Source organism: Microvirga brassicacearum (assembly GCF_008757455.1).
Classification (GTDB): domain Bacteria; phylum Pseudomonadota; class Alphaproteobacteria; order Rhizobiales; family Beijerinckiaceae; genus Microvirga; species Microvirga brassicacearum.
Genome location: NZ_VCMV01000013.1, coordinates 11,839 through 24,523, shown reverse-complemented (window position 1 = coordinate 24,523; position 12,685 = coordinate 11,839). Strand labels below are relative to the sequence as shown.

9 protein-coding genes and 1 pseudogene are annotated in these 12,685 nt (G+C 58.8%); 7 read left to right on the top strand and 3 right to left on the bottom strand.

All coding sequences use genetic code 11. From position 1 onward, the window contains the following. Window positions 1-9: 9 nt before the first annotated feature. Together FEZ63_RS07755 and FEZ63_RS07750 are read right to left on the bottom strand one after the other, a co-directional pair. A complete protein-coding gene (locus FEZ63_RS07755) occupies window positions 10-597 on the bottom strand; it encodes a UbiX family flavin prenyltransferase (protein WP_150943063.1) in 588 nt (195 codons plus the stop codon). A 110-nt stretch (window positions 598-707) separates the two neighbouring features. Then, window positions 708-2,036 (bottom strand): UbiD family decarboxylase, encoded by a 1,329-nt coding sequence (locus FEZ63_RS07750; RefSeq protein ID WP_150943062.1) that lies wholly within the window; start codon window positions 2,034-2,036, stop codon window positions 708-710. Between the two features lie 486 nt (window positions 2,037-2,522). Between FEZ63_RS07750 and FEZ63_RS07745 the strand changes: the two genes are divergently transcribed. The 7 genes from FEZ63_RS07745 (at window position 2,523) to hutG (ending at window position 11,292) form a co-directional block, all read left to right on the top strand. Next, window positions 2,523-4,019 (top strand): aldehyde dehydrogenase, encoded by a 1,497-nt coding sequence (locus FEZ63_RS07745; RefSeq protein WP_150943061.1) that lies wholly within the window; start codon window positions 2,523-2,525, stop codon window positions 4,017-4,019. 59 nt (window positions 4,020-4,078) lie between these two features. Next, complete coding sequence (locus FEZ63_RS07740; protein WP_150943060.1) at window positions 4,079-5,764, top strand: thiamine pyrophosphate-binding protein; 1,686 nt, start codon at window positions 4,079-4,081, stop codon at window positions 5,762-5,764. Window positions 5,765-6,171: 407 nt separating this feature from the next. Continuing rightward, on the top strand, window positions 6,172-7,197 hold the full coding sequence (locus tag FEZ63_RS07735) for an ABC transporter substrate-binding protein (RefSeq protein ID WP_150943059.1): 1,026 nt from the start codon (window positions 6,172-6,174) through the stop codon (window positions 7,195-7,197). 157 nt (window positions 7,198-7,354) lie between these two features. Beyond that, window positions 7,355-8,446, top strand: coding sequence for an ABC transporter ATP-binding protein (locus tag FEZ63_RS07730; RefSeq protein ID WP_150943058.1), 1,092 nt, complete (start codon window positions 7,355-7,357; stop codon window positions 8,444-8,446). After that, on the top strand, window positions 8,443-9,312 hold the full coding sequence (locus FEZ63_RS07725; RefSeq protein WP_244622694.1) for an ABC transporter permease: 870 nt from the start codon (window positions 8,443-8,445) through the stop codon (window positions 9,310-9,312). Before FEZ63_RS07730 ends, FEZ63_RS07725 begins: the two co-directional genes overlap by 4 nt. Beyond that, the gene (locus FEZ63_RS07720) at window positions 9,312-10,124 is read left to right on the top strand and encodes an ABC transporter permease (protein ID WP_150943057.1); all 813 of its coding nucleotides are present in this window, start codon (window positions 9,312-9,314) and stop codon (window positions 10,122-10,124) included. Before FEZ63_RS07725 ends, FEZ63_RS07720 begins: the two co-directional genes overlap by 1 nt. A 106-nt stretch (window positions 10,125-10,230) precedes the next feature. Next, a complete protein-coding gene (gene hutG, locus FEZ63_RS07715) occupies window positions 10,231-11,292 on the top strand; it encodes a formimidoylglutamase (RefSeq protein ID WP_150943056.1) in 1,062 nt (353 codons plus the stop codon). A 288-nt stretch (window positions 11,293-11,580) separates the two neighbouring features. Here the strand turns inward: hutG and FEZ63_RS07710 are convergent. Then, window positions 11,581-12,632 (bottom strand): annotated as a pseudogene (locus FEZ63_RS07710) (IS3 family transposase); the annotation flags it as partial. Between the last annotated feature and the right edge of the window lie 53 nt (window positions 12,633-12,685).

The following is a 12,685-nucleotide window of genomic DNA, read 5'->3' as shown; positions in this document are numbered from 1 at the left end:
GGATATGTTCTAGTCGGAGGGCTTCATGCCCTGCCAACGGCGCACGGCATTGGTGTCGATCTCGAACAGGTCCAGTGCGCGACCGACGCTGTGGTTCACGATGTCATCGATGCTTTCCGGCCGTGCGTAGAAGGCGGGGACCGGCGGCATGAGAATTGCACCCATTTCGGTCGCAGCAGTCATGCTGCGCAGATGGCCCAGATGCAGCGGGGTCTCGCGCAGCATCAGGACAAGGCGTCGACGCTCTTTTAACACCACATCGGCTGCCCGGGTCAGAAGTGTGGAGGTGACGCCGGAAACGATTTCGGAAAGGGTCCTGATCGAGCATGGGGCGATCAACATGCCGGCGGTTTTGAACGATCCGCTTGAGATCGTCGCGCCAATATCCTGGATGCGGTGCACGACCGACGCCCTCGCGGCGATGTCGTCCGGACGCAGAGACATTTCCTGCATCAAGGTGAGACTTGCCGCGCGGCTCATGACCAGATGGGTCTCCACTCCTGCCGCCGCCAGGAGCTCAAGCGCCCGCACGCCATAAATCGCGCCGGATGCGCCGCTGATACCGACGACAAGACGTGTAGGCCGCTCGTTTGGCATAGGATGATCTCGGATCGATGGTGCTTCGCCCCGAAAGGCGGTTGGGCTTTGCAGAATTGTCTCGGTCCGGCCTCCAGCGCTGTCACCCGCCGGAGGCCAGGTCTTTGCCGTTAGGATCGGGCAAACCAGTCGCTGAGATTGACCTCGTGCGCGCCCTTGATCCGCTTGCGTTCGAACTCCGCTCTGCGGTTGAAGGGAGCCGTCGCGTCAATCAGCAAACGCCCCCAGTGATCCTTGTCCGGATCCCGATAGAACGAGGGCGTGTCTGGAATCAGCATCACGTCCTTGTCGGGCCGCGACCGGGTCAGAATAGCCCACATGACGTCGTTCATATCATAGATGTCGACATCCGCGTCGACCACCGTGCAGGCCTTTGCCCAGGTCGGCTCGGAACCGATGACCGAGAGAAGAACCTGGCGCGCATGCCCCTCATATTGCTGGTCGATCTTGACCACGGCATGCAGAACGAACGGCTGGCAGGTGACATCGAGAATGCCCGGCAGGACTGCGCTGATGCGCTGGTAGATGTTCGCTGCGACGGAGAGTTCGAGTGTCAGCACCTCTTCGGGCGAGCCGCACAGGATGCTGTGAAACACGGCGTCGCGCCGGCACGTCACGCCCAGGACTTCGAAGACCGCATTCGGGCCCTCGGGCGTGTAATATCCCATGAACTCGCCAAATGGCCCTTCGGGGCGGCGCTCATTCGGCAGGAAGCGTCCCTCGATGACGATCTCGGTGTCCGCCGGCACCTCCAGGTCGATGTGCTTGCACTTGCGCATCGCGATCGGCTTTCCGGCGAGCTTTGCCGCGACTTCCATCTCGTCAACATCGTAGGGAAGGGGCGCAGCGGCCGTGAGAAAGGAGGTTGGCGGCGGGCCGATCAACATCGCGGCCTCGAGCGGCTGGCCCATCTTCTCGGCCTTCTCGTGATAGAGCGTCAAATGGTGGCGCGGAGCAAGGCGGCAGCGCAACTCATTGTCACTCACATACATCGAGCGATGAAACGAAAGATTGCCGACTCCGGTTTCCGGCTCCTTGGCCATGAACATCGCAGATGTAAAATAGGGTGCAGCATCGCGCTCCGAATAGGTGATGAGCGGCAGATCGCTGAGTTTGCACTCGATAAGATCGAGATCCTCGTTGCGAACGAGAATCTTGGCGGGCTGCGGTGAAGAACCGCCGAGACTTGCCAGGTTGTTCCACTGCTTGCAGAAATCCTCGGCCTTGATTCCGATGAGTTCCGCAAGTCGTTCCCGCGAGCCGTAGGTATTCGTCAGGACCGGGAAGCGAGTGCCCTTGACGTTCTTGAAAAGAACCGGTTTGCCCCACTTCTCCTGTGCCGCATAGGTCACGGCGGCCAGCTCATGGTGGGGATCGATTTCGCGTTCCACCTCCATGAGATCACCCCGCGCCTGCAGCCGGGCCATGTAATCTCTCATGCTTCTCTCCTTCGTCTCAACGCACTGCTTCAACCCGAGGGGTTGGTCGGCCGTACCCGGAAAACAATCGCAATCGCGCGAGTTGCTGCCGAAATCAGCCACCATGGTGGACGGCGCCGAAAGGCAGCGATGCGCATTCCCGGAAGGTTCGTATCGCGCTGGCTGCACGAAACGTCTGCCAGAAATGGCATTCGGCAACTCGCTTGCACTTTCAACAGCCGTGCCATCGCTCGGCAGGCTTTTTGAGGACGACCGTCGCTCCCAGAGCCGTAGCTTACGACACCAATTCGGCGAATGTCTATACAATAAAGAATGGCACCGACAGAAATTTCTCGTGCGGTTCTTTATGCGCCCGCCGTGTGAATTTATTTGTGCAGACATATTGCGAACCGCCAAAAATTAGGCAAGGATCGCGTCACACCGATCGCCATTGCGACGAGATCCGCAAATGAGCGCATGCCGCAAGAACCCCAGGAGCAACTGAATATGGCTATCCACGATACTCAACTGCAGCGCTTGCAGATGTATATCAATGGCGAGTGGGTCGCTCCCGCTTCCGGCGAGTATTTTGAGACCGTCGACCCCTTCACGGCGAAACCATGGGCGCTCATTCCACGCGGCAACGCGGAAGACGCCGAGAGGGCCGTCGAGGCGGCGCATCGCGCTTTCAAAAGCGGCCCCTGGGCCACGATGCATGCGTCCCAACGCGGGAAGCTGCTTTACAAGCTCGGGATGCTGATCGAGGAGCACGCAGACGAGCTTGCAGAAATTGAAGTGCGGGACAATGGCCGTCTGCTTGCGGAAATGCGGCATCAGATCCGGTACATCCCGAATTGGTTCTATTACTATGCCGGTCTCGCGGACAAGATCGAGGGTGCAGTTCACCCTTGCGACAAGCCGGCGTTGAGTTTCTCGCGGCCTGAGCCGCTTGGCGTCTGCGTCGGCATCGTTCCCTGGAACGCGCCCCTGTTGCTCCTGGCGTTCAAGGTGGCACCCGCACTTGCGGCCGGAAACACCATTGTGATGAAGCCTGCCGAACACACATCGGCGACTGCAATCAAGTTGATGGAGCTGGTGGAAAAATCAGGGATACCGAATGGCGTGATCAATGTGGTGACCGGTTTCGGGCGCGAAATCGGCGAGCCGCTTGTGACGAATCCTCTTGTGCGCCACCTTGGATTCACTGGATCGACCAATACCGGAAAACACCTCTACGCGCTCGCCGCGCGAGACATGAAGCGCGTGAGCCTCGAGCTAGGCGGAAAGTCACCGAACATCGTATTCGCCGACGCTGCGTTATCGAATGCGGTTCGTGGCGTCGTGGGTGGGATATTCGGTGCGACCGGCCAGACCTGTATTGCGGGATCGCGCTTGCTCGTCCAGGACACGGTGCATGACGAATTCGTGGACATGCTGACCAAGTTCACCAAAGCAGCGCGGGTCGGAAGTCCGTACAACCTCAAGACCCAGATCGGCCCGATCGCCAACCATATGCAATACGAGAAGGTGTTGGGCTACATCGATGTTGCGAAGGGCGAGGGCGCCGAGCTGACCTTGGGAGGCGGCAGGCCCGACCTCGACGAATGCCAGGCTGGGTACTTCATCGAGCCCACGATCTTTACGGGCGTGAACAATCAGATGCGCATCGCACGTGAAGAGGTTTTTGGTCCCGTTCTCTCCGTGATTCCCTTCCGAGATGCGGAAGAGGCCCTCGCAATCGCCAACGACACCGAGTTCGGTCTCTCGGCGGGCGTGTGGACGGCCGATATGCGGCAAGCGCTTCTCATGTCGCAAAAGTTGGAGGCTGGCACGGTCTGGGTGAACACATATCGGGACATCAGCTACACGACACCATTCGGCGGGTACAAGCAGAGCGGTATCGGGCGCGAGAACGGGTTCGAGGGAATCCGCGAATACCTGCAAACCAAAGCCGTGTGGCTTTCCACCGCCAAAGAAATCGAGAATCCCTTCGTCATCGGCTGATGAATTGGACACGGCCCCGCGGCCGGCCTTCGATAAACACAATAAGATTGAGAACCTAAATGGCTAAGAGAACCGGCAGCGAGATCCTGGCGGATACGCTGAAGATCAACGGAGCGGAGATCGTTTATCATGTGCCGGGAGAAAGCTTTCTGAGCGTCCTCGATGCGATGGCTGTCCGTCACGAAGACATCCGACAGGTCAGCTGTCGTCATGAGGCAGGCTCTGCGATCATGGCGGAGGCCTATGGCAAGCTGACCGGCCGGCCAGGCATCGCGATGGTCACCCGCAGCCCTGGCGCCACCAATGCGGCTTCTGGCGTGCACACGGCGTTTCAGGATTCGTCGCCGATGATCCTGTTCGTAGGGCAGGTGAAGCGCTCCATTCTGGAGCGCGAGGCGTTCATGTCCTACGATTTTCGGCAGATGTTTGCGCCGATGGCCAAGTGGGTCGCACAGATCGACGATGCCGCCCGCATTCCCGAATTCATCCAGCGTGCCTACCACACGGCCATGACCGGGCGAATGGGACCGGTGGTGCTGATCCTTCCCGAAGACATGCTGGAGGAGGAATGCGAGGTTGAAGACGGGAGGCCTTATGTGCGGGCATCCGGCGGCGCACCGACGCATTCCGACATCGACAGGCTATATGGAATGCTGGCCGAAGCGCGGCACCCCCTCATGATCGTCGGCGGTTCGGGCTGGACGCAATCGGCCCGAGACAACGTGCAGAAATTCGCCGACGCCAACAACGTGCCTGTCGCGACGGCCTTCCGAAGGCGCGATATTATCGACAATGGGCACAAGTGCTACGTGGGCGAAATCGGAATTGGATCAAACCCGGCGCTCCTGGCACATATCCGGCAGGCCGACTTCGTGATCATGTGCAATGACGCCTTGAGCGACGTCAACACGATCGGCGCCGGCTACATGGAAGGCTTTACGCTCTTCAGCATACCCACGCCCAAGCAGAAAATCGTCCACGTGTGCGGGGGCGTCGAAGAGCTCAACCGCGTCTTTCAGGTCGATCTCGCGATCCTGGCGGAAAACGAGCATTTCACGGAGGCTCTCGCACGCCATGCTCCGGTTCTCCATCGTAGCTGGGATCGCTGGACGCAGGACCTGAAGGATACCTACAACGCCGAATGTGCATCTGCGGGTTGCCCAGGGGACATCGATCTTCCGGGTATCATGAAGTGGCTTCGCACACGCTTGCCCGCCAATGCGATCGTCACGAATGGCGTGGGAGCCTATGCAACCTGGAGCCAACGCTACTTTTCTCACTCGGAATTACACACCCAGCTTGGTCCGATCAGCGGCTCGATGGGGTACGGCCTGCCGGCTGCGATCTCGGCGAAACTTTGCTATCCCGATCGTGTCGTCATCAACTTCGTCGGGGACGGATGCTACCAGATGACAGGCGAGGAACTGGCGACCGCCGTTCAGTATGGCGTTGGAGTCATCGTCATCCTGTTCAACAACAATATGTACGGGACCATTCGAATACATGAAGAAAATAAGCTTGATGGACGGGTCAACGGCACACAACTCACCAATCCAAACTTTTACGCACTGGGGAAGGCGTACGGCGCCCATAGCGAGAGAGTTTCGCGCACGGAGGAATTCGAACCTGCGTTCGAGCGCGCTCTGACAAGCGGGAGGCCGGCGATTATAGAAATGATCATCGATCAGGAGGCGATTCATACGCGCTACTCTTTGACAGATCTGAGGAACCGGCGGCGTCGATAGTTCATCTGGAGCGATAAAAATCGTTGCGCTAGGCGGTGCTCTGCTTCTTGAGGCGATCGCTGCCCAGCACTTCTGAATCGCCAAAAAAAGGGACGAGAGAAGACTCTGCACCATGCGCAGCGGCAGGCGTCTAACCCTTTGACCGGCGTAGGTTTTGTCGCTCCGTCCCCGCGTCCGCGGAGGCCGTTTTGCGCAGCGAATGCTTTCATGTCACCCGTGCTGCCACAATGGTTACTTTGGTGATCTTTTGTCTAGACAATGACGTTTGAAAGTGACTAGGATTACGACGGCAGCCATGCAAACGCCCTAGATGCCAAGCTGGCGCTACTCGCCCTTAACGAACATCGAGCGACTGAAACAGGTCGCAGCAAAGAGCGAGCGGTTCAGGCAAATTCCGGAGAGGACCTATGAAAATGAAGTTGTCAGTATCGTGTCTTGCCATAACTCTCTTCGCACTTTCCTCCCCTCTTGCGGCGCAGGAATGCGCAGTTCGGGTGACAACCTGGGGAGGAAGCTACCAAAAGACCTACGAGGCCGTCGCCGCTGAGTTCGAGAAAGCCCATAATTGCAAAGTGCAATGGGTTGTGGGTTCGAGCCCCGATCACCTCGTCAAGTCTCGCCTCGGTCAGGTCGATGTTGCAACCAACACCTTGCTGAACTCCATCGCGGGAGAGAAGGAAGGTCTCTGGGCGAAACTCGATCCTGCCCAGGTGCCAAACATGGCCAATCTCTATCCCAATGCGATTTACTCGCCCTATACGGTGTTTGCCAATGTCGGCGATTACGTGCTGGCCTACAATTCCGACAAGGTAACCGAAGAGCCGAAATCCTGGGATGTTCTCTGGGATCCAAAATACAAGAACCACGTCGTCATCTACGGATTCGAGCATATTCCATCGCTCAGCCTCGCTGTGCTTCAGGCGCAGAAGTCGGGCGGAAGCATCGACAATATGGATCCAGGCCTCAAGAAAATGGCCGAGTTGAACAAGAGCGGCAATCTGATCGGCGCCCTCGATGTGGAAAGCCAGATGGTTTCGCTCATGCAAACCGGGGACGCGTGGCTCGGGATCCTCGCGACAGGCCGCGTGAAGGAACTCTGGCAGAAGGGTGTCAAAAACGTAAAAGTCACCCGACCTGTGGAGGGAACCTTCCCGTTGATTTCGACGATCAATGTCACGAAATCTGCGAAGGACCCCAAGATGGCGATGGCGTTCGTGAATTTCGTGCTGAGCAAGTCCTGGCAGGAGGCATTTGCGGTCAACAATCTCTATGCGCCGACAGTGAAGAATGCCGTGATCCCGAAGGATTTCGAATACGGTCCGCTTCTGGTTCAGAACGAAGCATTCCAGCGGCTGTTCCTGCCTGACCAGGACAAGATCACCGAGCACAAGGCCGCGTGGCGCGAGAAGCTGAACCGTCTGATGACGAACTGACGGCGGGCTGGCCGAAGAATACTGCCAATCTCCGAGCTCGGCCGGCGCAACGTCCGTCAGCCGGGCTCTTGAACGAAAACGCTTCCAGCCGTTACCTAGCGGCGTCGTCTCGATCGTGCATTCCACAATCGATCGATCAGTATTCGGAGTTGACAAGATGACTCATGCGCTAACCCAGAGCATATGGGTAGACGGCGTTGCCAAAAAATACGGCGATGTTTCTGTCGTGGATGATGTCTCGTTCGACGTGCGGCCCGGAGAATTCGTTTCACTTTTGGGGCCGAGCGGGTGCGGCAAGACCACCACGTTGCGCATGATCGCTGGCTTCGTCATGCCTTCGGGCGGGCGTGTTCTGGTCAATGGCGCCGACGTCACATATGCCCCGCCGGACAAGCGCAATGTCGGGTTCGTTTTTCAGAATTATGCTCTTTGGCCGCACATGACGGTCCTCGAGAACATCACATTCGGACTGAAGCTGCGAGGTCGGACGAGTACCGCGATCCGTTCGAAGGCCGATGAGGTCTTGGGTATCACGGGTCTTACCGGCTTCGAGGGGCGGCTGCCGCGGCAGTTGAGCGGTGGCCAGCAGCAGCGCGTGGCGCTGGCTCGCGCCCTTGCTCTCGATCCTGCGCTCCTGTTGATGGACGAGCCGCTCAGCAACCTCGACAGAGCGCTTCGCATCACGATGCGACGCGAATTGAAGCAGTTGCAGAGCCGCCTGAACATGACGACGCTGTACGTCACCCACGACCAGGAGGAGGCGTTGTCCATGTCCGACCGCGTCGTCATCATGAGCGGCGGCAAGATTGCTCGCATTGCGAAACCGCGCGAGATCTACGAGGACCCGCGCTCGGAATTCGTGGCCGATTTCGTTGGGAATACAAATTTCTTCGACGGTCGGGTTGTGGAAGTGGCAGACGACAGGGCGGTCGTTCAATGTGGTGCGTCATTGAAGTTCGCGGTGACGCGCGAGGATTCGATCTCCGTCGGCCAGCAGGTCCGAGTGCTCTTGCGTCCTGAGCGCATCCGCGTGAAAAACCGGCCAGAAGCGCGGGAAAACGAACTCTCCGCCTGTATCGAGATGATTGAGTATTTCGGACCAACCATTCGCTACACTGCAAAACTTCAATCGGGCGAGAACCTTTATATCGAAACGCATAATACGAGCCAGGATCACGTCATCGACGACCAGATCTGGATCGAGATCGAGCCGAAACACTTCCGCCTGCTGCACCGAAACAAGGCATGATTGTCATGCGCGCTGGTGTTGTCGCTTTTCTTGCTCCCTCGCTTGTCCTTCTCACGATCTTCGTCCTGATCCCGCTTGGCTGGGTGATCCGGATCAGTTTCAACGAGAATGTCGGCGGTGCCTATATGAGGTCCGCCTGGGTTCTCGACAACTACATCCAATTCCTGGGCAGCACCTGGTACTTGGTCAATACGCTCTGGTACACGGTCTATATCGCGTTCTTTGCGACAGTCCTGTCTGCTCTCCTGGCTTATCCTGTCGCTCTCTACATTGCTCGCTCGACGGGTTTTCAGAAGAGCATTCTCATGACCTTGGTGCTCTCGCCGCTTCTGATCGGCCTGGTCACGCTCGTCTACGGCTGGATCGTGATCTTCCGCGGCGGCGGCATTCTCAATTCGCTCCTGATCGGTCTCGGCGTCTATGATGAGCCCGCGCAATATATGTGGAACATCAAAGGGGTGGTGATCCTGCTGGTCTATATCGGCATGCCCTATATGACCATGTCGCTTTTGGATTCCATCGAGCGCATCAATCCCTTCCTGGCAGAAGCGGCGCGCAACGTTGGCGCGAACCGATGGACGACATTCTGGAAGATCACGTTCCCGCTGACGATGCCGGGCTTGTATGCCGGACTCGTCATTGTCTTCACGTTGAATTTCGCAGCCTTCGCCGTGCCGCTGATGGTCGGACCGGATGAGACGCGCATGATCGGCCTCCTGATTTACAAGGAAGCCCTGATCAACAACAATTTGCCTTTTGCATCCAGCATCTCGGTCATCATGATTGCTGCGAGTTCGGTCACCATCATTGGTTTGGGTTACCTCTTCAACAAGATGATCCTGAACAAACTTGAGGCGAAGAAGTGATGAGAATCGATTTCGGCACATGGATGTTGCGCCTGTTCACTTACGTCGCAATGGCCTTCCTTTTCTTTCCCATCGCCATCACCTTGCTTGTCTCGATCAACCCGAACGAGTTCATCCTGCCGCCGACCGGGGTCACGATGGAGTGGTTCCGGGCCGCCTGGACGTCAAGCAAGTTCGTCGACGCCATGGTTGTCAGTCTTGTCCTCGGCATCGTCGCGACATTATCCGCAAATGCGCTTGCGTTGCTCGCGGTCCTGGCGCTCGTGCGGTACAATTTTCCCGGTAAGGCGTTCGTCAATCTCCTGATCATGTCGCCGATCCTGATCCCGGCGACGATCTTCAGCCTCGCGCTCTATGTGTTCCTCGCCCGGATCGGCCTTGGCGGCAGCATCACAAGTCTTGTGATTGGCCATACAATCCACGTGCTGCCGTTTGCTGTGAGGATTCTCGCGGCGAGCCTGCAGAATTTCGACACGTCCTTGGAAGAGGCCGCCCGCAATGTGGGAGCCAGCGGCACCCGAACGTTGTTTTCGATCACGCTACCGGTCATCAAGACGGGGTTGATCTCGAGCCTGACGCTTTGCTTCGTGCTGTCCTGGAACGATTTTCCCATCTCGGTGTTTCTGGCGCCTCCCGGTTGGACGCCACTTCCGGTGGAACTGTACTCGTACATCAAGTATCAGTACGACGCCGTGGGCGCGGCTCTCGCAAGCTCCTTGATCATTCTCTCGGCGATCGCGATCATCATTCTCGACCGTGCCACGGGCATCCGCCGTGCGATCCGGGGAGAGGCACCCGGGGTCAAGTCATGACCATCCGTTGGACGTTCGACACTCACTCACTCCTCTATGGCTATCGGAACGATATAGCCTTGGTGAGGGTGGTTTCTCGCATGCCCCGCGGTGGAGGATGAGCGCGATGCCGAACGAGAGAGAAGGCCATTCGGGAACGGCCGGCCTCCCCGCCGACAGCGGGGAAGATGGTCCTGTTTTCCGCGTCAAGGATGTCCTCCAGCCCTTCGATTCCACCTCACAGGGCGGCTCTGCTATCCTGGGCTTTGGAAGCGACGAGGGCGTGCGTCGCAATGGCGGCCGCGTCGGTGCGGCCGGGGGGCCGGGTGCGATCCGCAACATCTTCGCGCGCCTTCCGGTCCATCGTCCTGCCACACTTTACGATGCCGGCGACATCCTGTGCGCGGACGGGGACCTGGAGGCGGCGCAAAGCCTTTACGCCGATCGGGTGGCAGCCCTCCTGGAGCGCAACATCCGACCTGTCGCGCTCGGGGGCGGGCATGAAATCGCCTATGGGAGCTTTCTTGGCCTCGCCCGCCATCTCGGCGACCGACTTGCCTCGACGAATGTGCTCATTGTCAATTTCGACGCGCATTTCGATCTGCGACTTGCGTCGAAGCCGAATTCCGGCACGCCATTTCGCGAGATTGCCGAGCTCTGCGCTGCTCGCGGCGCCACTTTTTCCTACCTTTGTTTTGGCATCAGCGAACTTGGAAATACGTCTGCCTTGTTTAACCGTGCTAAAGCACTGGGCGTCGAGTATAGGCTCGACGAGGAGATGCGTTCCTCCAATTTTGACAGCCTGCGCAGCACGCTCCTGAAGAGGCTGGAAGGCGCCGACATGGTCTATCTCTCGATCGACCTCGACGTCCTGCCCGCCGCGGTGGCTCCCGGCGTTTCTGCACCCGCCGCACGAGGTGTTGCGTTGGAGATCCTGGAGGATCTGGTCGACGAGATTCTCCGGACGGGGAAATTGACGTTGGCGGACATCGCCGAACTCAATCCAGTGTTCGACCGAGACGATCAAACCGCGAGGGTCGCCGCTCGATTGGCCTATCGCCTTGCGCTGGCATCGCGAAGCGAGCCTGGCGAAGGTTGCACCGCAACCCGTCGCCGGTCTAGCTCTTGCGACAGGCATGGGCACCCGCCGATGCCCTCAGACGGTGACGAAGAGAAGAAAGCGATCTGAACGAGATGCGTCGCTGACCTTGCCAGCGCCGCCACCGTTGCATATGGCGATGTCCTTTTCGTGCAGCAGACGCTTATGGGCCGGCTGCGGAGGCCACTGGACCATCCGACGATGGGTGTTTAGGGCGGCCATGCTGTCGATGGCCTCAGGCGTGCCGCCCCAGGCTGGCCCGCGGCCTGACCCGCTATTGCTGCCGCTGGCCTCGGGTTCTAGGACCGCCAAGTTCCGGCCACAGGGCAGGGAAGGGAAGGGGCTGGCCAGCCCCCACGAGGTGATCCGCTTTGATTGCTAGTGCATGATCGGTCGTGGCGCTACCGTCGGGGTGGCCGGCGGAGCTGGTCGGGGTTGCGCAGGCCATAGTACCGCCTTTGGGGCGGGTGGCTTGTAGCCGAGGGATGAGTGAGGACGCACCGTGTTGAAATGGCGTCGCCAACTCTCGATCACCGTCTGCGCGTCCTTGAGCGTGTAGAAAATCTCGCCATTGAGCAGTTCGTCGCGGAGTTTCGAATTGAAGCTTTCGCGGTATCCGTTTTCCCACGGGCTGCCCGGCTCGATGTAGGCTGTCCTGGCGCCAACCGCATTGATCCAGTCGCGAACCGCTTTGGCGATGAACTCCGGGCCATTGTCGGATCGAATATGGCCTGGGACGCCCCGCAGGATAAACAGGTCCGAGAGCACGTCGATGACATCGACAGCCTTCAGCTTTCGGCTGACGCGGATCGCGATGCATTCGCGGGTGAACTCGTCGATAACGTTGAGCATGCGGAACCTGCGTCCATTATGCGTGCGATCCTCAACAAAGTCGTACGACCAGACATGGTTGGGATACTCGGGTCGCAGACGGATGCAGGAACCGTCGTTGAGCCAGAGCCGCCCCTTCTTCGGCTGCTTTTGCGGCACTTTCAGCCCCTCCCGTCGCCAGATCCGCTCGACCCGTTTGATGTTCACCATCCAGCCGGCATCCCGCAGCAGAGCGGCAATGCGCCGATAGCCGTAGCGGCCGTACTGAAGGGCAAGCGCGATGATGTCCGCGGTCAACGTCGCCTCGTCATCAGGTGTCGTCGGGATCTTGCGCTGCGTGGAGCGACGCTGGCCGAGAACCCGCCAGACCCGTCTCTCGGGTAGTCCCAGTTCTGCGATCACATGATCCACGCAGGCGCGGCGGCGGGCGGGGCTTAATAGTTTCACCGCGCAGCCTCGGCGAGGATCATCTTGTCGAGCGTCAGGTCCGACACTGCCCGACGAAGCCTGGCGTTCTCAGCCTCAAGCTCCTTCAATCGCTTGACCTGATCGCCCTTGAGGCCGCCGTATTCCTGACGCCAGCGATAGTATGTAACTTCCGGGTTCTGTTGCAAACTTTTCGGTTACGCTTGGTATGGCATTGACCTCCGGT

Excerpts from the sequence above, each read along its gene's own strand:
- FEZ63_RS07755 (WP_150943063.1), bottom strand. The coding sequence starts at position 597 with ATGCCAAACGAGCGGCCTACACGTCTTGTCGTCGGTATCAGCGGCGCA.
- FEZ63_RS07750 (WP_150943062.1), bottom strand. The coding sequence starts at position 2,036 with ATGAGAGATTACATGGCCCGGCTGCAGGCGCGGGGTGATCTCATGGAG.
- FEZ63_RS07745 (WP_150943061.1), top strand. The coding sequence starts at position 2,523 with ATGGCTATCCACGATACTCAACTGCAGCGCTTGCAGATGTATATCAAT.
- FEZ63_RS07740 (WP_150943060.1), top strand. The coding sequence starts at position 4,079 with ATGGCTAAGAGAACCGGCAGCGAGATCCTGGCGGATACGCTGAAGATC.
- FEZ63_RS07735 (WP_150943059.1), top strand. The coding sequence starts at position 6,172 with ATGAAAATGAAGTTGTCAGTATCGTGTCTTGCCATAACTCTCTTCGCA.
- FEZ63_RS07730 (WP_150943058.1), top strand. The coding sequence starts at position 7,355 with ATGACTCATGCGCTAACCCAGAGCATATGGGTAGACGGCGTTGCCAAA.
- FEZ63_RS07725 (WP_244622694.1), top strand. The coding sequence starts at position 8,443 with ATGATTGTCATGCGCGCTGGTGTTGTCGCTTTTCTTGCTCCCTCGCTT.
- FEZ63_RS07720 (WP_150943057.1), top strand. The coding sequence starts at position 9,312 with ATGAGAATCGATTTCGGCACATGGATGTTGCGCCTGTTCACTTACGTC.
- hutG (WP_150943056.1), top strand. The coding sequence starts at position 10,231 with ATGCCGAACGAGAGAGAAGGCCATTCGGGAACGGCCGGCCTCCCCGCC.